The organism is Thiovibrio sp. Mzg5, from assembly GCF_055379285.1.
In genome coordinates this window covers 1413141-1435444 of record NZ_AP022872.1, presented here as the reverse complement: position 1 = coordinate 1435444, position 22304 = coordinate 1413141, and the positions used below count along the sequence as shown (strand labels likewise).

The following is a 22304-nucleotide window of genomic DNA, read 5'->3' as shown; positions in this document are numbered from 1 at the left end:
TTTTCGTTGCTATCCATAGATAGATTCTAGGTGGCAGGGCATGGAAAGGCAAGGGGAAAATAAGCTGCGATTCTGCCCGTATCCTGCACCGGGAAGGGCATGCGGAGAGCATGAAGTTGGCTAATTTACTCTTGTCTGTTTTTGTGATATGCAAAGAGAAGAAGCCGCCACAATAATCCGTCCAAAGGGAGGCCCTCATGCCGCGCGATATTCCGGTGGGAAACGGCCATCTTCTGGTCTGCTTTGACCAGGAGTATCGCATCCGCGACCTGTATTTCCCCCATGTCGGTCAGGAGAACCATGTTTCCGGGGACTTTTGCCGGTTCGGGATTTGGGTCGACGGCATCTTCCGCTGGGTCGGCCCGGACTGGCGCCGGGATCTCCTCTACGAGCCGGACACCATGGTGACCCAGGTCAACCTCTTTCACGACGAATTGGGCGTTCTGCTCACCTGTCGCGATGCGGTGGATTTCCACGAGAATATCTATCTTCGCCAGGTGGTGGTGGAAAATCTGCGGCCCGCGTCTCGGGATATCCGCCTCTTTTTTGCCCAGAGCTTCAATATCTCCGGCAACAGGGTCGGCGACACCGCTGCCTTTGACCCGGAAACCGGCGGCATTGTCCACTACAAGGGCAGCCGTTATTTTCTGGCAGGCGGCACGGTGGATGGCGCAACCGCTTTTTCCCAATTCGCCGTGGGGCAGAAAAAAGTGAACGGCAGGGAAGGCACCTATCGCGATGCCGAAGACGGCGTCCTCTCCGGCAATACCATTGCCCAGGGCTCAGTGGATTCGGTGGCGGCGCTTCATCTTACGGTCCCGGGCAATGGCCGTGTCACTGCCTATTACTGGCTGGCCGCCGGCGAATCTTGGCGCGACGTGCGTCGGCTCGACCGGGTGGTGAGACATAAAACCCCGCAAACTCTCATTCAGCGTACGGCAGACTACTGGCAGCTCTGGGTCCGCAAGGAGATGCCGCGCCTCGACATCCTCCCGGCCAAGGTGGCCGAGCTCTATCGCCGCAGCCTGCTGGTGGTGCAGACCCAGCTCGACTGGCAGGGCGGGGTGCTGGCCGGCAACGATTCGGATGTCATCCAGTTCAACCGCGACACCTATTCCTACATCTGGCCGCGGGACGGCGCGCTGGCGGCCAACGCCCTCGACATGGCAGGCTACGCGATTCCGGCCCAGCGTTTCTACGAATTTTGCGGGGCAGTCATCGAGCGGGAAGGCTACTTCCTGCACAAGTACAATCCGGACGGCACCTTGGCTTCTTCCTGGCATCCCTGGCTCAACAACGGCCTGAGTCAGTTGCCTATCCAGGAAGACGAAACTGCGCTGGTGGTGTGGGCCCTGTGGAACCATTTCGTGCTCTACCGCGACATCGAGTTCATCAAGCCCCTGTATCTGCCGCTGATCAAAAACGCGGCGGATTTCATGTGCCGCTTTCGGGATCAGGAAACCGGCCTGCCCTCACCCTCCTACGACCTCTGGGAAGAGCGGCGCGGCATGCTCAGCTTCACCACCGGCGCCGTGTTCGGCGGCCTTACCGCCGCCTCGCTTTTTTGCAGCGTCTTCGGCGAGGAAGAAAAGGCCGGGGAATACCAAAAGGCTGCCGCCGAGCTCCGCGATGCGGCGAGCAAATATCTGTGGCAGGAAGAGCTGGGCCGCTTCTGCCGCATGCTCTCCCGCGATGGGGATGGCAGCCTGCAGGTTGACGCGACCTGCGACAGCAGCCTGTGGGGCTTGTTCGCCTTCGGCCTCTATGCCCCGGATGATCCGCGCCTCGAGGCGACCATGGCGGCACTGCGGCAAAAAATATGGCTCAACACCGAGGTGGGCGGCATGGCCCGTTATGAAGGGGATGGCTACCATCGGACCGACAGCGCCTATCCGGGCAATCCCTGGTTTCTCTGCACTCTGTGGCTGGCGGATTACCTGGCGAGCAGGGCAAAAACCGAACAAGATATGGACGAGCCCCTCGCTCTGCTCGAATGGGTTGCGGATCATGCCCTTCCCTCGGGGGTGCTGGCCGAGCAGGTGCACCCGGAAACCGGCGAACCGCTTTCGGTCTCACCCCTCACCTGGAGCCATGCCACTTTCATCGCCAGCACCCAGCGCATTCTGAGGTGCCTGGCTGCCATGCACCCCTGCCCGACCTGCGGCCATGCCTCCTCGGTGCGGATGCATGAAGAGGATTGGCTTGCCTCCCTCTATGGCAAGGCCTGTGACACCATCCGCGGCATCTGCCGAGTCCGCTAGTCCATGTAACTTGTTTCATTTCGTATTCCCCCTCCCCCGCAAGGGGGGAGGGTACTAATTTGAGTGTCGATTTAAAAGTTACAGGTGCTGCTCGCCGCGGCGGTCCATTTTTCAAGCCTGGTGCCATCCCCCTTGGAGCAGTCCATTTTTATGTGTTATGCTGGAGTCTGGGCAGGGAGCCTTTCTGCCCGGATTGCGCAAGCAATTACCAGGCAGAGCAAAAGGAATCACCACGAGCCATGCGGATCAGCTGCGTAATCCCCACGAGAAACCGGCCGGAAATGACCTGCCGGGCCATTGCCAGCGTGGTCGGTCAGGATACGCCGGTCAGCGAGATCATTGTCGTGGACGATGGCTCGACGGACAACACCGTTGCCCTGGTGGCCGCCCGCTTTCCCGAGGTGCGGCTGCTGCAACGCTCCGGCCTTGGGCCGGGGCTGGCGAGAAATGCCGGGGTTGCCCAGGCCTGCGGCGAGGTGGTCATGTTTCTGGATTCCGACGATGTCTGGCTGGAGGGCCATGTGACAAGCCTGGTGCGGACCATGGCCCGTGGCTATTCGGTGGCCTATGGGGTGACCAGAAACAGCGACCAGGTTGGGGGCGGGGAGTTTTGCATCCCCGAGCCGGGTATGGCCGTGGAAGGTGAATGCCTCGCCGGGCTGGCCCGCTGGTGTTTTCTCGTCCCTTCGGCAATGGGTGTGGAGAGAGATGCCTTTGCCGCGGCGGGTGGTTTCGGGGGTGGGGAGTTGGGCGAGGATTGGTCTTTTTTTATTCGGCTTGCCCGCCGGTTTCCCTTTGGCTTTTGCGGGGAGGAGCCCATTACCCTGCGCTATCTCCACCCTGGCAGCCTGTGTAATTGCGCGAACAATGAGCGGCTCGGAACCTTGCTGGCCTCGGTCTCCCTTGCCCTGGCGGAAACCGGGGCTGCCTCCGAGGACCTCACCCGGTTTCAGGCCCTGGTCGACTGGACCAAGCAGCAAGGGGATTGGCAGACCATCCAGCAGTGGTATATTTCCTTGAAACAGGAGGAGTTCATTTGAAACCACCCATATCCCCCCAGGACCATGCGCGGGTGTTGGCGGAAGGGATTGATATCCCCCAGCAGCAGCCCTCTTTTGCCCTGCCCCTGCCGGAGGTCGGCATCTGCGGGAAAACCGTTTGGGTCCGGCTGCCCGAGGGGTTGATCCCCTTTACGGCCAGGCTGGAGGTGAATCTTGGGGCAGAGGTTCGGGGCATTCATATGTCCCGCATGGAAGAGGTAATCGCCGGTCTGTATGGCAAGGAGTTCAGCGATCTCCGCGACTACGGGCTACAGCTCGGCCGGGAGATGATGGCGCGTCAGGGTGCGAACCGCGGCAGGGTCCGGCTGGCCGGGCAGTTGCCGCTCATCCGAACGGCCAAGGTCAGCGGCAGGCAATCGGTGGATTCCATTGCCATCAGCCTTGATCTGAAGCTCACCGGGCAGGGGGAAGGGCTGGAAAGCGTGGCCGTGCTCGGAGTCGGCGTGGCCCACATCACCGCTTGCCCCTGCACCCAGGCGTATAATCAAACCCTGTTCCGCAAGGAGGGGGATAATTGCCCCTTGCCCACCCATTCGCAGCGCTCCCAGACCACTCTTTCTCTTCAGTCGGCAGGTCTTTCTCCGAGCATTGGTGAGCTATTGGCCTGCCTGGAAGAGGCCCTGCATGTGACCCAGGATCTGCTGAAAAGAACCGACGAGGCCCAGCTGGTCTACACCTCGCACAGCCAGCCGCAGTTTGCCGAGGACGCAGTGCGGGAAGTGGCCCGGCGGGCAGGGGAGCGGTTCGGCAAGGCGCTGCCGCCGGAAACACTGGTGTTGATCGAGTCGTTGAGCCTGGAGAGCATCCATATCCACGATGTCTGTTGTCGGCTGGAAACCACCCTGGCGGAAATCGTCAACCATTTAGGGGCTTCATGGCAACAGTGTTAGCGGCGACGGTATTGACCCAGGATTGGCTGCAAACGTACCCGGAGGAGCTGCGCCGGGCCCTGGGTAAAGTTGCGCTCCGTAGCGGGCAGCCCATGTATGTGGCGGGCGGCCCGGTGCGGGACTGGCTGCTGGGGGTGGCGGCCAAGGATCTCGATCTTACCGTGCCGGTTGGCGCCTTGGCCTGCGCCCGCGAGGTCAGCGCTCTGTTGGGCGGCACCTTTGTCCTGCTCGACGAGGGGGAAGACGTGGCCAGGGTTGTCTGGCAGGGTTTGACCCTTGATTTTTCCGGTTTTAGAAACCACTCCACCACCATTGAAGACGACCTCGGCCAGCGGGATTTCACCATCAACGCCATGGCGGTTCTTCTTGGCCCTGAAATCGGCACCCTGTCCTCGCTTACGGTTATTGATCCTCTCGGCGGCGTGGCTGATCTTGGGCAGAAGCTTGTCCGGACCCCGGCGGTGGCCAATCTGTTGGCCGATCCTCTGCGGCTGTTGCGGGCCCATCGCTTTTCGGCCACCCTGGGGTTTGCCATCGAAGCACAGACCGAGGCGGCCATTGCCGCCCATGGCGAGCTGCTGGTTGAGGCGGCCATGGAACGGGTGGCCTATGAGCTTGGCCTGATCATGGCCTCACCCCGTGCCTGGCAGACGATCAGCCGCATGGCGGAAAATAGTCTCCTCTGGGTTGTCTTTCCCGAGCTTGTCCCGGGTCGCGGCCTGGAGCAGCCTGCCAGCCATCATCTGGATGTGTTCGAACACTCTCTGGAGGCCTTGCGCCGGCTGGAAAAAATCCTGCTCGATCCGGAGGCATATTTCCCTGGGCAGGGCGAACTGTTCCGCGAGGTAGTCCAGGGAAAGCGGGGTGTATTGCTGAAATGGGCCGCCCTGTTTCATGACTTGGGCAAGCCGGAGACGCACCGGCTGGTTGAGGAAAAGATAACCTTTTATAATCACGATCAGGCCGGGGCTGCGATTTTTGCAGCCATCGCCGAAAGGCTGCACTGGCCTAAAGACGACCGCAATCGGGTGGCCCGGCTCATTGCCCTGCACATGTGGCCCTTTCATCTCAGTAACGCCCGGTTGCGCACCGGGATCACGCGCAAGGCCTGTCTGCGTCTGGTCAAGGCGGTCGGCGATGATCTGGCCCCCCTCTTTCTGCTGGCCATGGCGGACAGTCTTGCCGGGCAGGGCCCTGGCAAGCCGGAGGGTATGGAGGAAAATCTGGCCGCGCTTTTCCTTGAGGTGCATGGGGTATACGCGGAGTATATCCAGCCGGTCTTCGCCAGCCCACCGCTGGTTACCGGCCATGATCTTATCGAGGTTTTTGCCCTTGTGCCCGGCTCGGCCTTCAAGGAGATCCTCGATGGCTTGGTGGTGGCGCAGGTGGAAGGGCTGGTTTCGGACCGGGAACAGGCCCTGGCCTGGGTGAAGAAGTTTCTGGAGGCCGGGGCATCAGCAACCCCGTTATAATGGCAGAAGGGGCGGTAATTTAAGGTGCACAAACTACAGATTATTCCATAACGCTCCCTAAATAAGTTTGACTGTTTTTTAGGCCCCGTTGTACCCTGAACGGAGCAGGTGCTGTAGCAGAGGCTGGGGGGCGTTTTTTTAAGCAGATCAACCGCAAGGAAGCAGGCCGCAATTATGAACGATAAGATTCCCCAAGGCCCGTACTGTTCCGTTTTTAAAACGCTCACCAAAAAGGATTTCCTGAACACGATCAACCATCACACCCTGAGTTTTCTTGGCCGTGATCCCCAGCGGGCCGGGAGCAGGGATCTGTACAAGGCCCTGGCCTACACCATCCGTGATTTTTTGATCGAGCGCTGGATTGCCACGCAAAAGGGCTATTACGCAAAGGGTAAGAAACGGGTCTACTACCTCTCCTTGGAGTTTCTTATCGGTCGCTCATTGGGCAATAGCCTTATCAACCTCGGCTTTTATGACGAGATGGCCGGGGTTTTACAGGAGATGGGCTACGACCTCGAAGAGATCAGGGAGGAAGAGGAAGATGCCGCTCTTGGCAACGGCGGCCTTGGGCGCCTGGCCGCCTGTTTTCTCGATTCGCTGGCCACCCTGGGCGTTCCGGCTTACGGGTATGGCATCCGTTATGAATACGGCCTTTTTTATCAGCGCATCGTTGATGGCTTCCAGATGGAACATCCTGACAACTGGCTGCGCTACGGCACCCCCTGGGAGTATGAAAGGCCCCAGAATCTCTATCCGGTGAGGTATTATGGCCGGGTGCAGCGTTACAAAAACAATAAGGGCGAGCTTCAGACCGACTGGATCGAGACGGAAGAGATCATGGCCATGGCCTGTGATGTTCTGGTGCCCGGCTTTAACAATGACAATGTCATCAATATGCGCCTCTGGACAGCCAGGGCTTCCCGTGAGCTTGATCTCGGCTCGTTCAACCGGGGGGATTACATTTCGGCCGTGCAGGAAAAGGTACAGTCGGAAACGATTTCCAAGGTTCTCTATCCCTCGGACGATATCCGGCAGGGCCAGGAGCTGCGGTTGAAGCAGCAGTACTTTTTCGTGGCCGCCACCTTCCAGGATATCCTCCGGCGGCACAAGAAAAAGCACGATGATTTCGATTCCTTCGCCGATGAAATTGCCGTGCAGCTCAACGATACCCATCCCTCCATCGCCATTCCCGAATTTATGCGGCTTTTGGTGGATGAGGAGGCGGTTCCTTGGGAAAAGGCTTGGCAAATCTGCGTTGGCACCTTTGGCTACACCAATCACACCCTGATGCCGGAAGCGCTGGAAAGTTGGCCCGTGGAGCTGCTGGGCAAGGTGCTGCCCCGGCATCTTGAGATCATCTACGAGATCAACCGCCAGTTCCTCGCAGAGGTTGCGGCCCGGTATCCGGGCAGGGACGATCTCTTGCGCGCCATGTCCATCATCGAGGAGGGGCCGGTGAAAAGGGTGCGTATGGCGTATCTGGCCATTGTGGGCAGCCATTCGGTCAATGGGGTGGCCGAGCTCCACACCCATCTTTTGAAAACCAGGCTTTTTAAAGATTTTCACGAGTTTTACCCGGGCCGCTTCAATTGCAAAACCAACGGCATCACCCAGCGGCGCTGGCTGCTCAAATGCAACCCCGGCCTGGCCGGCCTGATCACCGACACCATCGGCGGGGAATGGGTGACCAACCTCGATTACCTGCGCAACCTTGAGGCGTATGCCGACCAGCCGAAGTTTCAGAAAAAATGGGCCAAGGTGAAAACGGAGAACAAAAAACGGCTGGCTGCCATCATCAAGCAGGATTGCGGCGTGACGGTCAACCCCAACACCATGTTCGATGTCCAGGTGAAACGGATCCACGAGTACAAGCGGCAACTGCTCAATATCCTGCATGTCATCACCCTGTACCACCGGATCGCCAACGGGGAGGATGCGGATTCTCCCGCGCGGACCATTGTTTTCGGGGGCAAGGCCGCACCTTCGTATTTCAAGGCAAAACTGATCATCAAGCTGATCAATTCGGTGGCCGAGGTGGTCAATCATGATTCACGGGTGGAAGATCGGCTCAAGGTGGCGTTCATTCCCAACTACGGCGTCTCTGTCGCCGAAAAGATCTTTCCGGCCTCCGATCTTTCCGAGCAGATTTCCACCGCAGGCACCGAGGCCTCCGGCACCGGCAACATGAAATTTTCCCTAAACGGCGCCCTGACCATCGGCACCCTGGACGGCGCCAACATCGAGATCCGCGAGGAGGTTGGGCCTGAGAATATCTTCATCTTCGGCATGACCACGGAAGAGGTCGAGGAAGCCAAGCGCAATCCCCGCCGCAACGCCTTTGACGTGTATCGCGACAATGCAGAGATAAAGCGCACCCTGGACAGCATCCGCAGCGGCTATTTCAGCCGGGGCGACACCTCCCTCTTTGCCCCCATCGTCGAGGGGTTGCTCAATCTCAACGACCCCTACCTGCTGTTGCTTGATCTGGAGGATTATCTCCGCTGTCAGAAAGAGGTGGGCGATCTGTATCGCGATCAGCCGAACTGGATCCGCAAGTCCATCCTCAATGTGGCTCGCATGGGCAAATTTTCCAGCGATCGAACCATCCGCGAATATGCCCGGGATATCTGGGGAATCCCCGTAGATTGACGTAACTGTCCAGCAGCACCGCATCTGCGTTGTCATCGGCCTGCTTGTTGCACCAGCACACTTCGCAGACCTCTTCCTAGCAGCTGCACCACTGCTGAACAGTTACGGTTTTTTCGTGTTTCGTGGCGAGTCATTTTACAGCGGTCACGGGATGCGCTCTCCCCAAAATACATTGACTTTTCGCCCCATTGTTGATAGCTAACAGGATGCTAAAAAAGCTGTATTTTGCTTTTTTAGCATCCTGTTTTGCAATCAGGCGTACAACACGCGCCATTCCCGAGACTGGACAAGACTATGACTCAAGACAACCTATCCTCCCGCTTCCAGGCAAATGGCCTGGCGACCCTCATCGGCAGCCTGCCGGTTACCGATCATAAGGAGGCGTTTGCCCTCATCTTCGCGCACACCCCGGACATTCCCCTGTGGCCGCAATTGCCGAGCAACCCCAAGGAAGGGATGCTCAGTCAGTTCAGCGAAGGGATGCCCGGCATCATCGAAGAGGGGGGACGGACCTATTTCGATATCGAGACCGAGACCTTTGCCGAGGAGATGCTGGCCTATTTTGAGCAGTATCTTGCCGCCCTCGAGGACCCGAGCCTTCTGTCGGACTCGCCCTTTGCCGTGAGCCCGGATAGGGCCCAGGGCCTTTTTGCCCTTAAGGAGGCGGTGGCCGGCAAGGCCGTGACCGCGGTCAAGGGCCAGATGACCGGGCCGTTCACCCTGCTCACCGGGCTCCACGACCGGGAGGGAAGGGCGGCTTATTACGAGCCGACCATCCGGGAACTGGTGGTGAAGGGGCTTTCCCTTAAGGCTGCCTGGCAGGTCCGGTTTCTCGCCCAGTCCCAGGCCCCGGTCATCCTCTTCATCGACGAACCGGCCCTGGCCGGTCTTGGCTCCTCGGCCTTTCTCAGTGTTTCCCTGGACGAGCTCGGCCAGGAGCTCAATGAGATCATCGGCGCGGCCCAGGCAGCGGGCGGGCTGGTGGGCGTCCATGTCTGCGCCAATACGGACTGGGAATTTCTCCTTTCCACCTCCCTGGATATTGTCAGCTTCGACGCCTACGGCTTTTTCGACAAGCTGGTCGCCTGCAAGGAGGTGCTGTACGGATTTTTGGAACGGGGCGGCATTATTGCCTGGGGGATCGTGCCCACTTCGGAGAAGGAATATATAGAACAGGAAACAGCAGAGTCTCTGCTGGCGCGCTGGGAGGCACAGGCTGCCCAGCTGGTCAACGGCTCCTGGGATTATCAATCCCTGCTGCGGCAGACCCTGATCACCCCAAGCTGCGGAACCGGCTCTCTGCCTCTGGTCCACGCCAAAAAGGTGCTGGCTCTGACCCGGGATCTTTCCAAGCTGTTGCGGGACAAGTATCTGTAGACGCGGGCATTGGTCGGCCTTTTTTTATCCAACCACTATTAAAAAGTTTGAGTATTGATGCTATGGAAGAACTGAATCAGGTGTTGACGCAGCGTCGTCAAAAGGCCCAGGAGCTGGCAGAGCTGGGCGTTAATCTCTATGCCAACGATTTCAAGCCCGCCCACCGGATCTGCGATGTGCTGGCTAAAAACGACAACCCGGACGCGCCCTTGGAAGAGGGGATCAAATCCGTGGCCGGCCGGATCATGGCACTACGCAAGTTCGGCAAGGCCGCCTTTGTCCAGATCCAGGATGAAACAGGCCGCATCCAGGTGTATGTCAAGCGCGATGAGCTCGGGGTGGAGGTCTACCAGATCTTTAAAAAACTCGATGTCGGCGACATCGTCGGTTTCGGCGGGGCACTGTTCCGCACCCAGACCGGCGAGCTCACCATCGATGCGGCAACCCTGAAGCCGATCACCAAATCCCTGCGGCCCCTGCCGGAGAAATTCCACGGCCTCACCGATGTGGAAACCCGCTACCGGCAGCGTTATGTTGATCTGATCATGAATCCGGAGGTGCGCGACACCTTTCGCAAGCGGGTGGAGATCATCCGACTGATCCGCGATTTCCTGGTGAACCGGGGCTTCATGGAGGTGGAAACTCCGATGATGCAGGCCATTGCCGGCGGGGCCACGGCCAAGCCCTTCAAGACCCATCACAATGCCTTGGGCATGGATCTCTACCTGCGGATTGCCCCGGAGCTCTATCTCAAGCGGCTGCTGGTGGGGGGGTTTGAAAAGGTTTTCGAGATCAACCGCAATTTCAGAAACGAGGGCCTTTCCACCCGGCACAATCCCGAATTCACCATGCTCGAATTCTACCAGGCCTTTGCCACCTACGAAGATCTCATGGACCTCACCGAGGAGATGGTTTCCTACATCGCCGCCGAGGTCACCGGCTCCATGGTCGTCAGTTACCAGGGGCAGGAGGTTGATCTTTCCCCGCCCTGGAAGCGCTACACCATGGACGAGGCGCTCATCGAGGTGGGCGGGGTTGACCAGGGTGTTCTCGTCGATCCAGCCCTTACCCGGCAGCTCGCCAAGGAAAAGGGCATTGCCCTTGAGCCCATGGCAGGGCACGGCAAGGCCAAGACCGAACTGTTTGAACTGCTGGTGGAAGAAAAGCTGATCAATCCCACCTTTGTGACCCAATATCCCACCGAGGTCTCGCCCCTGGCCCGCCGCAACGAGAAGAACCCCGAGGTCACCGACCGATTCGAGCTTTTCGTGACCGGCCGCGAAATAGCCAATGCCTTCAGCGAACTCAATGATCCCATTGATCAGAAAGAGCGGCTGACCAAGCAGATTGCCGAGCGGGGCAATGATGAGGAGATCTTCCCGGAGATGGATGAGGATTTTGTCCGGGCCCTGGAATATGGCATGCCTCCCGCGGCAGGGGAAGGAATCGGCATCGATCGCCTGGTCATGCTGTTGACCGATTCTGCCTCGATCCGGGATGTTATTCTCTTTCCGCATCTGCGCCCGGAGAGCAAATAATCCGTGTAACCGTCCAGGAGCACGTCATCTGCTTTGTCATCGGCCGGCTCATGTGCACCAGCACACTTCGCCGGCCTCTTCCGCGCATCTGCGGCGCTCCTGAACGGTTTACACCTCCCGAGGAGCCGGGAACCTCGCCGATCCGTCTTTTTGTTCCAGAGAGAGACGGCGTTACCCGCTGAGACATTGCCGAAGGCAAAAAAGTCCCCTCTCCCCTTGCGGGAGAGGGATAGGGTGAGGGGGAAGGTGCATGAGGTGATGCTGTCGGCAACGTCACCCACCCCCAACCCCTCCCGTCAAGGGAGGGGAGATACAGAATCTTGACCGGCCACTACTGGGAAAAAGAGGGAAATTGTGAATTTTGAATGGTTTGTTTGCCTGCGATACCTGAAAGCCAAGCGCAAGCACGGTTTCATCTCGCTTATTTCCTTGATCTCCATTGCCGGGGTCATGGTCGGGGTTATGGCCCTTATCGTGGTGCTGGCGGTGATGACCGGTTTTACCTCCGAGTTCCGGGACAAGATCCTGGGCATTAACTCCCATGTGGTAGTCCAGGATTACACCGGCAATATCAGCGACTACGAACAGGTCGCCGCCAAGGTGCGCGCTGTTGAGGGGGTAAGCGGCGTCACCCCCTATCTCTACAGCCAGGCCATGATCACCGGTGGCGAAGGCGGCACCGGCGCCGTGTTGCGCGGCCTTGATCCTGCCACTGCTCAGGGAGTGCTCAATCTGGGAAAGAATCTGCGCACAGGCTCCATCGCGGATTTGTCGCCTGTTCCGGGTGATGGCGCGAGAAGGCTGCCCGGCATCATCCTGGGCAAGGAGCTTGCCGCCCAGTTGCATGTCTCGGCCCATGATCGGGTGCGGCTGATCTCGGCTTCAGGCCCCCTCACCCCCATGGGGATAATGCCCAAGGTCTCCACCTGTCAGGTGGTCGGGATTTTTGAAACCGGCATGTACGAGTATGATTCCGCCCTGGCGTATGTTTCCCTGGAAACGGCGCAGCGCTTCTTTGACCTGCCCGGCGCGGTGCATGGCCTGGAGGTGAAAACCACCGATCTCAATCAGGCGGACCAGGTTGCCAAACGGATCGAGCAGGCCCTGGGGCCGAATTATTTCGCCAAGGACTGGATGCGGATGAACCGGAACATCTTTTCCGCCCTCCAGCTGGAAAAGACGGCTCTCTCCGTAATCATGGCCCTGGTGGTGATGGTCGCCGCCTTCAATATCGTCAGCACCCTGATTATGGTGGTCATGGAAAAGAACAAGGATATTGCCATCCTGAAATCCATGGGCGCCACCTCCGGCAGTATCATGCGGATTTTTATCTACGAGGGGCTGGTTATCGGTCTTGCTGGCACTTTTCTCGGGGTGCTGGGGGGCTTAGGCCTCTGCGCGATCTTGAGCCGCTACCAGTTCATCAAGCTGCCAGACGTCTACCCGATTTCCACCCTGCCGGTGCTGGTCCTGCCTTCGGACGTCATTCTCATTGCCCTATCGGCAACGGTTATTACCCTGGTCGCCACCCTGTATCCTTCCTGGCAGGCGGCCAAGGTCGACCCGGCCGTGGCCCTGCGTTATGAGTAGAGGAGACCACCCCATGGCCAGTGACGCCCAAGAACAAGCTTTCTTTTTTGAAGCGCGGGATATTTACAAGGAATACAGCGATCACGGCAGCCTGCAGGTGCTCGCCGGGGTAAATCTGCGGCTGGTTGCCGGGGAAATGGTTGCGGTGGTCGGCGCTTCCGGCACCGGAAAAACAACCTTGCTCCATATCCTGGGCGCCCTTGATCAACCCAGCCAGGGGCAGGTTTTTTACCGGGGCGAAAATGTTTTTGAGAAAAACGCTGACCAGCTGGCCCTGTTCCGCAACCAGGTTATCGGGTTTGTTTTTCAGTCCCACCATCTGCTCCCGGAGTTCAACGCCCTGGAAAACGTCCTGCTGCCCGGGCTCATCGCCGGGAAGAAACGGGCAGAGCTTACTGGGTATGCGGAATATCTCCTGGAGCGGGTCGGAGTATTGAATCGCGCCACCCACAAGGTGGGCGAGCTTTCCGGCGGCGAACAGCAGCGGGTCGCCCTGGCCCGGGCTCTGATCATGAAGCCGGCGGTTCTTCTGGCTGATGAGCCCACCGGCAACCTTGATCCTAAAACCGGGCTCAAGGTTTTTGAGCTTATTCAGGAGTTGAGCGAGACCCTCTCCCTGGCAACGGTCATGGTGACGCACAACCTGGAGCTGTCCCGGCGGATGAGCCGTTGTCTCACCTTGCGGGACGGGGGCTTACACGAAACTCGGGATGAGAGCAAAGATTCTTGACAGTAGGTTCAATGCCTGATAATCCTGATACGCTCAATTAACAGATCGCCGACACGTCCGCATCCTTGGGGCGGTCACTCAAGTCTCCTTTACAGCAAAAGCGAGAGTATGAAACAAAACAACTCAGCCCGGCACATAGCACGCTCCTGCGGTTTTTCGAGGTCCATGAAGATTGTGGTTACCGCCCTTGTCCTCGTTGTGGTCCAGAGTTTTCTGCCTTTGGCAGGGGAGGCATTTGGCGCGGGGACCGAGTCGAATACGGTCATGGTTCCCCCCAAGATCAATGCCCAGACAGGGGTTGATCAGCTTCTCGCCTTAAGCGACAAGACCTTGCAGGAGGTCGTGCAGAGCAAAGGGTTGGCGATGCTCTCCAGGGAGGAAGTGCAACGAAAGCTCGGCTATGCGCAGTGGCCTCCCAAGGTAGAGGCCCTGAAACCTTTGATCACCTCCCCGGCGGTCAACTATGTGGCGGTGGGCAGTATCACCAAACTTGGCGAGCAGCTCAGTCTGGATTTCGTCGTCCATGACATCCTCGGCAATAGCCCGCCCAAATTTTATTATCAGGTCAGCAATAACGAGACCGAGCTGCAGAAATCCCTGAATCAGATGGTCAACGATATTCTTGCCAGCACCGGCCAATATTTTCTCATCCAGTCCATTGGCGTTGCCGGAAACACCCGCGTAGATTCCGGGGCCATCATGCGTCAGGTAAAAAGTCAAGCCGGGGAGCGTTATGCCCCGGAACTTTTACGGGCGGACCTGAAAAATATCTTTCAGATGGGCTATTTTGACGATGTGCAGATCCTGGTCACCGATACGGAAAAAGGCAAGGACATCATCTTCCAGCTCACGGAAAAAGCGGTAATCGGCCAAGTTCTTATTAATGGCGAGAAAGAGCTTGACGAGAAAGATGTAAAAGAGGTGGTGAGCATCTCCCCCAATACCATCATCAACACCAAGGAGGTGCAAACCTCCGTTGAAAATATCCGCAAGCTCTATAAGGATAAGGGCTTTTACCGGACCACCGTCGCCGCCAAGCTCAACTATGCCACGCCTGACAAGGTGGATGTCACCTTTGACATAGAAGAAGGCATCAAGATGTATATCAAGGGCATCCGTTTTGTCGGCAACAAGGCCTTCAGCGAGAAGGAATTGCGCAAGGAGATGACCACCTCGGAAAAAGGGTTGCTCTCCTGGTTTACCGAGTCCGGTAAGTTGAAGCGCGATCTGCTTGAGCAGGATCGCTCCCGGATCGGCGCCATGTATCACAACAGCGGCTACATCGAGGCCAGGATCAGCGAGCCGGAGATAAGCGATGAAGGCGACTGGCTCTACGTTACCTTTGATATTCAGGAGGGCGACCGTTACCGGGTCGGCACCATCGAGATCGAGGGGGATATTGTTGGTGATAAAAATGAACTGTTCAGCCTGATCGAGCTGAGCAAGGAGAAATTTTTCAGCCGCAAGATTTTGCGGGATGATGTTCTGCGCCTTACGGACCGTTACGCGGAGAGCGGTTACGCTTTTGCCGAGGTGGACCCGAAACTCAGCAAAAATGATGAAGACAAGCGCATGGATCTGTTGCTCAAGATTTCCCAGGGAACCTTGGTGCACATCAACCGGATCAATATCAAGGGCAACACCAGGACCCGGGACAAGGTCATCCGCCGGGAAATGCAGGTCAAGGAGGGCGGCCTGCTCGATGCAAGCGCGGTGAGAAAGAGCAGCGAGCGCTTGCAGCGGCTTGAATTTTTTGAAGAGGTGAACGTCACCCCCGAGGCCACGGTGCAGGACGGCTTGATGGATGTCGTGGTCGATGTGAAGGAGAAGGCCACCGGTACCTTCAGCATCGGGGCCGGATACAGCTCGGTGGACAATCTGATGTTCATGGGTGAGGTCAGTGAAAACAACTTTCTCGGCAAGGGCCAGCGGCTCTCCCTGCAAGCCAACATGAGCTCCCGCAGCAGCCGCTACAACTTCAGCTTTACCGAGCCCCATCTCAACGACACCAAGCTGCTGTTCGGCTACGATATTTACAACTGGTCCAGACAATACGACGATTATACCAAGGATTCCACCGGTGCTGCCCTGCGCTTTGCCTATCCGGTCTGGAACAAGTGGAGTCTCGGTTGGGGGTATGGCTTTGATGACACCAAGATGACCGATGTGGTGGTGACTAATGTCCCACAAAGTTTACTGGATTCCATGGAGATTGAGACCACAAGCTTTGTCCGGGTCGGTCTTTCCAAGGACACCCGGAACAAGATCACCGACGCCTCAAAGGGCTGGCTCACCAACTACTCCATCAAGCAGGCGGGCGGCCCCTTGGGGGGAGACAGCGCCTTTACCAAGTACGAGGCCACTTCCGGCTGGTACTATCCCTTGCTGTGGGACACAACCTTCCATGTCAAGGGCTCCATTGGCTATGTTATTGAAAACGAAGAGAAAAAACTGCCGGTGTATGAAAAGTTCTATCTGGGTGGGCTCAACACCATCCGGGGCTTTGACAGCGGCAAGATCAGCCCTCTGGAAAAAAATCCCGATGGTGTTACCTATTCACGGGTGGGTGGCGAAAAGATGTGGTACGGCAACGTGGAATGGATATTCCCCATTGTCAAGGATATCGGCCTGAAAGGCTTGGTGTTCTTTGATCTGGGCAACGTCTACACCGATTCGGAGACTTGGAGTGTCTCAGATCTGCGCTACAGCACCGGCCTGGGTTTCCGCTGGATGTCACCCATGGGTCCTCTGCGCCTTGAATGGGGCTGGAATCTTGCTCCGGAAGAGGGAGAGAAACAGGGCGTCTGGGATTTCAGCATTGGCGGGGCTTTCTAAGAAATGGCTGCATCCGCAAATGTGTCGGTTTTCCCCTGCTTTTCCACCCTCCTCAAGATAAAAAATGGACAATAGGTTGACGGCCCTCTTCACCGAGGGCCGTTCCGTTAACATCATCGGCCTGCGGGGAAGCGCCCCTGCCTTTCATCTTGGCCGCACAGCCCGGCTTGGGCAACGCCCCATTCTCTGTCTCGCGCCAAGCGAGACCGCGGCCCAGCATCTTGTCCAGGATCTTGCTCTTTTTAGCGACACCCCGGTTCTCTATTTCCCTAGTCAGGAAATCCCTCCTTATACCCCGTTGTCGCCGGACAGCCGGACCGTGGCCGAGCGCCTTGCCACCCTGTTTCAGATCCACAGCGCCGACAAGCCATTTATCCTGGTCATGTCCATTGAGGCCTTACTGAGAAGGGTTCTTCCCCGCGCCTCCCTTGCAAATCTGGCCGAGCTGGTCATGCGCGGCGAAGATACCGATCTTGACGGGTTGGTCGCCTCGCTCACCGCCTCTGGTTATGATGCGGCGGCTCTGGTGCAATCCGTGGGCGAGTTCAGTCTGCGTGGCGGTATTCTGGATATCTTTCCCACTGGTTTTGAGATGCCGGTTCGTCTCGATTTTTGTGGCGATACCGTCGAATCCATCCGCAAATTCGACCCCATCAGCCAACGCTCGGTAGAGGATCTCGAAGAGATTGTTCTCCTGCCGGTAAGCGATATTCTCTATCCTGCCACGGAGCAGGAATTGCGGCAATTGGTCGATCGCTTCCATGCCTTTGCCGAGAATCTCGTCTGGGATAATGAGCGGGCCGGGGTGATGGCGGATTGTCTCCAGCATCGCCAGCGCTTTCCCGGGGTTGAATTTTTGTTGCCGCTCTTCTACGAAACGTCGACCGTGCTTGATTATCTGCCGGACGATACCATCGTCTTTTTCTCCTCGCCAACCGCCATTATGGAAAGCCTCGCCCTCTGCCGGGAAAGGATTGAGGCTAATTTTATCGAGGCCGCCGGTGCTCGTCTGCCCGTCTTGCCGCCGGAACAGATCTTTCTGCCGGAAGATGAATGGCAAGAACGGCTGGCCCGTTTCCAGCAGGGGCGGTTCTACGATTTTGCCCATCCGGACATGGAAGAGGGCGAAACCCTGGAGATAGCCTGCGGCAATCATGTCCTGCTCAAGCAGCAGCTTGAGCTGCAACGGAAGAATCAGGGGATGATGCCCGAGCTGGCCAGGCAGCTGCACACCTGGCTTGAGGCCGGAGATGCGACCTTTTTTGCCTGTCGGACCAAGCGGCATGCGGAGCACATGGCGGAGCTGCTCCATCAATACGATCTGCCGGTTGCCATAACCGAAGCCCCGGTGCTGGAAGCCGCTTCTGCCAGCCGAGAGATTATCCTGGTGGATTCGCCGCTGGCCGCAGGTTTTGATCTGCCGGGCGCGCGGCTGCATTGGGTTTCGGAAAGCGAGCTTTTCGGCGAGCTGCGCCTGGGTGCGGGCAAAAAGAAAGGCGTGCAGCGAAGCAGGCCAGCGGTGAGCTTTGCCGAGCTTACGGTTGGCGATATTGTGGTGCACACGGCCCATGGTCTTGGCAGGTACGAAGGGCTGATCAATATCGTGTTGGGCGGCATCGCCAATGATTTTTTCCAGCTGGTTTACCGTGACGGCGACAAGCTTTACGTGCCGGTGGATCAGCTCAAGGTGATCAGTAAGTACCAGGGACTCTCCGACACCGAACCGAAACTCGACAAGTTGGGCGGTAAAGTCTGGCAGACCCGGCGGGAAAAAGTCAAGGAAGAGGTCTGGAAGGTGGCCCAGGACCTGTTGGGTCTTTATGCCCGGCGAGCCATGGTGGAGGGGTATGCCTTTTCGCCGCCGGACGAGTTGTTCCATGAGATGGAAGAGTCTTTTCCCTATGACGAGACAGCAGGGCAGCTCAAGGCGATCAACGAGGTTCTCGACGATCTGACCTCGCCCAGGCCGATGGACCGTCTGGTCTGCGGGGACGTGGGTTACGGCAAAACCGAGGTCGCCATCCGGGCTGCCTTCAAGGTGGTGGCCGACAATTTCCAGGTCGCCATTCTGGTGCCGACCACGGTATTGGCCGAGCAGCATGCCGCCACCTTCCGTGAACGGTTGCAGGGTTTCCCGGTTCGGGTGGAAAGCCTGACCCGTTTTCGCAGTCCGGCAGAGCAGAAACAGATTATCCAGGAACTGGGCCAAGGGAGGGTCGATATTGTTGTCGGCACCCATCGGCTGTTGTCCCAGGATGTGGCCTTCAAGCGTCTCGGGCTCCTGATTATCGACGAAGAGCACCGATTCGGCGTTTCCCACAAGGAAAAACTTAAAAAACTCAAAAGCCAGGTGGATGTCCTGACCCTGACCGCTACCCCGATTCCCCGCACCCTGCAACTCTCCCTGCTCAGTATCCGCGACCTTTCCGTGATCAGCTCACCGCCCGAGTTTAGGCGACCGGTGAAAACCTTTGTCGCCCGCGATGACGAACTGGTGATCAAGGAGGCGGTGGTGAAGGAGCTGCAACGGGGCGGCCAGGTTTTTCTCGTCCATAACCGGGTGCACTCCATTCAGGAAATGGCTTCCCAGGTGCAGAAGCTGGTCCCGGAGGCGCGGCTGGCCGTGGCCCACGGTCAGATGCCGGGAAAGGCTCTGGAAGAGATCATGGTCCGTTTTGTTAAGCGGGAGATCGATGTGCTGGTCTGCACCACTATTATTGAATCAGGCCTGGATATCCCCAACGCCAACACCATTGTCATCACCAGGGCGGACCGGCTTGGCCTGGCGGAAATCTATCAGCTCCGCGGCAGGGTGGGGCGTGGGCGGGAGCAGGCCTATGCCTATTTGCTGGTGCCCTCCCTGGACGGCTTATCCAAGGATGCCCAGCAGCGTCTGCGGGCGCTCATGGATTACAACGAACTCGGCGGCGGCTTCAAGCTGGCAATGAGTGATCTGCAGATCCGGGGGGGAGGTAATATCCTGGGGATCTCGCAAAGCGGCAATATTGCCGCGGTGGGCTATGATCTGTACCTGGAGTTGTTGCAACAGACGGTTCTCGACTTGAAGCGGAAAGGCGCCGCAGTGGAACAACCGCCTGAGCAGATAGAGCCTGAAATCAATCTCAAGATCTCGGCCTTTCTGCCGGAGCGCTATATTCCTTCGACAGAACAGCGTTACATCGCTTACCGCCGCCTGACCAATGCCGAGCAGGTGGAAGAGCTGCTGGATCTGAAGGATGAATTTGCCGACCGCTACGGCCCGCTTCCCGAGGAGGCGCTTAACCTGTTTGAGGTGCTGGCCCTGAAAACCTTACTCAGGCGGTTGTGGATCAGCAAGCTGGAGCAGGGGCCTGCTAACCTGGTTTTCTCCTTTCATGAGAAAACGCCGGTGACTCCGGAGAAGATCATGCGTCTGCTGGGAAAATATAAAAATCGGGCGCGCTTCACCCCTGAATCCCGGTTGATCGTCATGACCGAACCCGGTGCTTTGCCGGGGCAAACATTCCAGAATGCGCAAAATATCCTTGCCTTGCTCACGGAAGATGACATTTGAAAATGACTGTGGTAGAATTTGTCGGCTATAAAGTCGTATAAGATTAAAAACAATATTTTCAACCTGTTATGAGTGGATCGGTGAAATTTTCCTTACATGTTTTATGTGTGGCCCTGTGTCTTCTTGCTTTTTTCCATCCGCCTGTTGCCCGGGCGGAGATGGTCGACCGTATCGTCGCCATTGTCAACGATGATGTTATTACCTTCTCCGATCTCAATCGGGAAGGGGCGGCGCTGTTCCGCCGGATCACCCAAGAGGCTCCGCCGGAACAGGTTGAGCGAACCCTGCTCAAGGCCAGGGAGGAGATGCTCTCCAGCCTCATTGACAAGCTCATCGTTGCCCAGCGGGCCAAGAAACTGGGGATTTCGGTGGCCGACGCCGAGGTGGACACCGCGATCAGCAGAATCATCGAGCGCAACAAAACCACTGCAGAAAAATTCTGGAAGCAGATGACGCTCATGGGCTCCAACGAGCACGACTACCGGGAGCTCATCCGCAGCCAGATGCTGCAGGAAAGATTGATCGATTACGAAATTCGTTCCCGGGTTGTGGTGAATGAGGAACGAATACGTGAATTTTACGAAAAAAATTATGCCCAGAAAATGAAGGAAGATGCCTATCATGTTTTGCAGATGGGTTTTGCCTGGAAAGAAAACACCCAGGCGGCAAAGGATGATGCGCGGCGACGGGCGGAAGAGGCGCGGCAGCAGGCTCTTGCCGGGCAGGATTTTCGCACCCTGGCCCGGCAGGCTTCTGACCTGCCTTCGGCCAAGGATGGTGGCGATATCGGGGTTTTCAAAAAGTCGGAAATGGCTTCCTACATGAAGGCCAGCATTCTCGGTCTGCAGCCGGGACAAATCAGCGCCATTCAGGAGACTTCGGCCGGGTACCAGTTTTTCAAGCTTCTTTCCGATCGGGGAGATGTAGGCCTGCAGGCTTCCTACGAGACGGTGAAAGAGCAGATCAGGCAGCGTCTGTATGAGGAGGCGTTGAACAGCCAGTTTCAGAAATGGGTAAAAGAGCTCCGCGATCAGGCGTATATCAAAAAAATACTATAAGTCTAATCTGTCCCAATAACCTCTGGATAAGGGATGTCTCTCATGACCAAGGACTCGCCATCTGCTGATGATGCAACCGGCCAACCTGCAGCCTTATCACGATCCGATGAAACCCTTGGCAGTTTTCTGAAAAGGCATCGGCAAACCCAAGGGAAAGACCTCGAAGAAATTGCGAAAAAGACGCGCATTCATGCTTCAACTCTTCGGGCTATTGAGGAAGACAATCCCAAGGCTCTGCCCGCGGAGGTTTTTGCCCGGGGGTTTGTGAAAAATTATGCGCAGTATCTTGGTCTTGATCCCAACGAGGCCTTGGCCTGGTATATCGAACAGAATGAAGGAGAAGCCAGGCCAACGGAAAAAATCAATGTCCAGGAGGTTCTTGCCGGCGAGGCCATGGCCGAGGCACGGACTTTTCCGGTGGGACGGTTTGTCATCTTTTTTATTGTCGCGGGCGTTCTGTTTCTTGCCGGGTATCTGGTCTTGAGTTTTTTAAATTCGTCCGGCCCGCCAGCCGATATTGCCACGAAAGACGCGATTCCCCAAGCCCAGGTTGAACAGCAACCGCTGCCGGCCGCTCCGGTGACAGGCGAGCCAGGCACAGAGGGTGTGGGGACAGAGCAGGCACCGCCTGTGACGCAGGGGGGAACACAGGCCCCGGTTCTTCCCCTGCCTGGGTCCGTCCCTGTAGCACCAGGACAAGAAGAGAAGAAGGCCTTATCCCCGCCAGAAAAGGCAGGACAGTTAGGGGAACCCCAGAAGGTTGGCGGGGAACAGGTTAAAAAAAAAACAGATGACGGAAAGCCCATAATTTATCCGCAGGCACTCAAGGAAAAGCCGGTCCAGAACCCGGAGCCTCAGGAAGTTGCCAAACCAGCGCCCGTATCGGCTGTTTCGTCACCGCCTTCCACGGTAAAAGCCCCGGGGATGAATTATGTTCTGGAGGCGAAGTTCACCGAGTCGACCTGGCTCTCGGTGCAGATAGACAAGGAAAAAAAGAAGTCAGCCATTTACCAGCCTGGGGATCACCTGGTGTGGCAGGCGGAAAAAAAGATTTCTCTTTTTGTCGGGAATGCCGGCGGCATCGTCCTCACCCTGAACGGCAAGCCGGTACCTTCCCTTGGCAAGTCAATGGACAGCGCCCGAATTACTTTCCCGACGGAGTAAATGCTGAACTCGCAAAAAAGGGAAAGAGGCCACAGGTCCGTAGCTCAAAAGCAAAGAGTTACAAAGCACTAACCGTTGTAATCGCGGCTTTTCGAACTCTGCGCTTATCTGCGATTGCAACAATAG

At 57.4% G+C, this 22304-nt stretch carries 13 protein-coding genes; all 13 read left to right on the top strand.

Features of this window, described 5'->3' with window-relative positions:
- Positions 1-197 precede the first annotated feature (197 nt).
- The 13 genes from ACZ46D_RS06485 (at position 198) to ACZ46D_RS06425 (ending at position 22178) form a co-directional block, all read left to right on the top strand.
- Positions 198-2261 (top strand): glycoside hydrolase family 15 protein, encoded by a 2064-nt coding sequence (locus ACZ46D_RS06485; protein WP_464929217.1) that lies wholly within the window; start codon positions 198-200, stop codon positions 2259-2261.
- Between the two features lie 239 nt (positions 2262-2500).
- On the top strand, positions 2501-3301 hold the full coding sequence (locus ACZ46D_RS06480; RefSeq protein WP_464929216.1) for a glycosyltransferase family 2 protein: 801 nt from the start codon (positions 2501-2503) through the stop codon (positions 3299-3301).
- Positions 3298-4212, top strand: coding sequence for a GTP cyclohydrolase, FolE2/MptA family (locus ACZ46D_RS06475; protein ID WP_464929215.1), 915 nt, complete (start codon positions 3298-3300; stop codon positions 4210-4212). The genes ACZ46D_RS06480 and ACZ46D_RS06475 overlap by 4 nt, the downstream gene beginning before the upstream one ends.
- The gene (locus ACZ46D_RS06470) at positions 4197-5684 is read left to right on the top strand and encodes an HDIG domain-containing metalloprotein (protein WP_464929214.1); all 1488 of its coding nucleotides are present in this window, start codon (positions 4197-4199) and stop codon (positions 5682-5684) included. The genes ACZ46D_RS06475 and ACZ46D_RS06470 overlap by 16 nt, the downstream gene beginning before the upstream one ends.
- A gap of 174 nt (positions 5685-5858) precedes the next feature.
- On the top strand, positions 5859-8333 hold the full coding sequence (locus tag ACZ46D_RS06465) for a glycogen/starch/alpha-glucan phosphorylase (RefSeq protein ID WP_464929213.1): 2475 nt from the start codon (positions 5859-5861) through the stop codon (positions 8331-8333).
- A gap of 294 nt (positions 8334-8627) precedes the next feature.
- On the top strand, positions 8628-9710 hold the full coding sequence (locus tag ACZ46D_RS06460) for a uroporphyrinogen decarboxylase/cobalamine-independent methonine synthase family protein (protein ID WP_464929212.1): 1083 nt from the start codon (positions 8628-8630) through the stop codon (positions 9708-9710).
- A 62-nt stretch (positions 9711-9772) separates the two neighbouring features.
- A complete protein-coding gene (gene lysS / locus ACZ46D_RS06455; RefSeq protein WP_464929211.1) occupies positions 9773-11248 on the top strand; it encodes a lysine--tRNA ligase in 1476 nt (491 codons plus the stop codon).
- 354 nt (positions 11249-11602) lie between these two features.
- Positions 11603-12838, top strand: a complete 1236-nt coding sequence (locus tag ACZ46D_RS06450; RefSeq protein WP_464929210.1) for a lipoprotein-releasing ABC transporter permease subunit — start codon at positions 11603-11605, stop codon at positions 12836-12838.
- Between the two features lie 13 nt (positions 12839-12851).
- Positions 12852-13568, top strand: a complete 717-nt coding sequence (locus tag ACZ46D_RS06445) for an ABC transporter ATP-binding protein (RefSeq protein WP_464929209.1) — start codon at positions 12852-12854, stop codon at positions 13566-13568.
- A 165-nt stretch (positions 13569-13733) separates the two neighbouring features.
- Positions 13734-16403 carry an outer membrane protein assembly factor BamA gene (gene bamA / locus ACZ46D_RS06440; RefSeq protein WP_464929208.1) on the top strand — a complete coding sequence of 890 codons (2670 nt, stop codon included), beginning with the start codon at positions 13734-13736 and terminating at the stop codon, positions 16401-16403.
- Positions 16404-16467: 64 nt separating this feature from the next.
- Positions 16468-19956 (top strand): transcription-repair coupling factor, encoded by a 3489-nt coding sequence (gene mfd, locus ACZ46D_RS06435; RefSeq protein WP_464929207.1) that lies wholly within the window; start codon positions 16468-16470, stop codon positions 19954-19956.
- Between the two features lie 80 nt (positions 19957-20036).
- On the top strand, positions 20037-21014 hold the full coding sequence (locus ACZ46D_RS06430; RefSeq protein ID WP_464929206.1) for a peptidylprolyl isomerase: 978 nt from the start codon (positions 20037-20039) through the stop codon (positions 21012-21014).
- A gap of 33 nt (positions 21015-21047) precedes the next feature.
- A complete protein-coding gene (locus tag ACZ46D_RS06425; protein ID WP_464929205.1) occupies positions 21048-22178 on the top strand; it encodes a helix-turn-helix domain-containing protein in 1131 nt (376 codons plus the stop codon).
- Positions 22179-22304 lie beyond the last annotated feature (126 nt).

Bases quoted from the DNA above. Each gene is read 5' to 3' on its own strand.
- mfd (WP_464929207.1), top strand. From the start codon at position 16,468: ATGGACAATAGGTTGACGGCCCTCTTCACCGAGGGCCGTTCCGTTAAC.
- ACZ46D_RS06485 (WP_464929217.1), top strand. From the start codon at position 198: ATGCCGCGCGATATTCCGGTGGGAAACGGCCATCTTCTGGTCTGCTTT.
- ACZ46D_RS06470 (WP_464929214.1), top strand. From the start codon at position 4,197: ATGGCAACAGTGTTAGCGGCGACGGTATTGACCCAGGATTGGCTGCAA.
- ACZ46D_RS06465 (WP_464929213.1), top strand. From the start codon at position 5,859: ATGAACGATAAGATTCCCCAAGGCCCGTACTGTTCCGTTTTTAAAACG.
- ACZ46D_RS06480 (WP_464929216.1), top strand. From the start codon at position 2,501: ATGCGGATCAGCTGCGTAATCCCCACGAGAAACCGGCCGGAAATGACC.
- bamA (WP_464929208.1), top strand. From the start codon at position 13,734: ATGAAGATTGTGGTTACCGCCCTTGTCCTCGTTGTGGTCCAGAGTTTT.
- ACZ46D_RS06445 (WP_464929209.1), top strand. From the start codon at position 12,852: ATGGCCAGTGACGCCCAAGAACAAGCTTTCTTTTTTGAAGCGCGGGAT.
- ACZ46D_RS06460 (WP_464929212.1), top strand. From the start codon at position 8,628: ATGACTCAAGACAACCTATCCTCCCGCTTCCAGGCAAATGGCCTGGCG.
- lysS (WP_464929211.1), top strand. From the start codon at position 9,773: ATGGAAGAACTGAATCAGGTGTTGACGCAGCGTCGTCAAAAGGCCCAG.
- ACZ46D_RS06425 (WP_464929205.1), top strand. From the start codon at position 21,048: ATGTCTCTCATGACCAAGGACTCGCCATCTGCTGATGATGCAACCGGC.